Origin of the sequence: Pseudomonas sp. CM27 (genome assembly GCF_013179515.1) — a bacterium.
In the GTDB taxonomy this organism is placed as follows: Bacteria; Pseudomonadota; Gammaproteobacteria; order Pseudomonadales; family Pseudomonadaceae; genus Aquipseudomonas.
Map to the genome: position 1 here is coordinate 1 of NZ_JABMCN010000492.1, position 678 is coordinate 678.

At 63.0% G+C, this 678-nt stretch carries 2 protein-coding genes; both read left to right on the forward strand.

What is annotated here, in order from left to right; translation table 11 throughout:
* Positions 1 to 394, forward strand: a 394-nt coding sequence (locus HP547_RS29155; protein WP_172288977.1) for a DUF2470 domain-containing protein, incomplete at its 5' end; no start/stop codon positions are given.
* Positions 395 to 458: 64 nt separating this feature from the next.
* Positions 459 to 678 (forward strand): FxsA family protein (locus HP547_RS29160; RefSeq protein ID WP_172288979.1); only part of this gene is annotated, 220 nt, incomplete at its 3' end.

A 678-nucleotide genomic window follows, 5' to 3' on the forward strand; every position in this document is an offset into this window, starting at 1 on the left:
CGCTGCCAACTACCACAAGGCCCATGACTTCGATTTCTGGGTGCTGCAGCCGGTGCGCCATCGCTACATTGGCGGTTTCGGCGCGATCCACTGGCTTGACCAGGTGACGTTGGCCAACCCGTTCGCGGGCAAGGCCGAGGCGAGCATGGTCGAGCACATGAACAGCGACCACGCCGACGCCATCGCCCACTACGTGGCGCTGACCGGTCTGCCGCGCCATGTGCCGGCGCAGATGGCCGGAGTGGACAGCGAGGGCATGCACCTGCGTATCGGCCAGGGGGTGCACTGGCTGCCTTTCCCAAGTACTTGCAACACGCCGACACAAGTCCGCGAAGCCTTGGTTTTGCTGGCGCGCGCCGACCAGTGGCCGGTTGCGACTGAAGTCGAGGGTTGAAATCCGGAGCGCGCGCATCCATCTGAGGTCTTATTGGAAGGTCTCTTCCGCTGAGGAATCTTTGATGCGTGCTTTTCTACTGCTGTTTCTGATTTTTCCTGTGCTGGAGCTGTTCGTCTTCGTCAAGGTCAGCGCGGCCATCGGTTTCTTTCCGGCGCTGCTGCTGATCATCGCAGGCTCCGCCCTGGGTGTGCTGGTAATGCGGGTGGCCGGGCTGGCCACCGCCCTGCGCGCCCGTGAAAGCCTGCAGCGTGGCGTACTGCCCGCCGAAGACATGTTCCAGG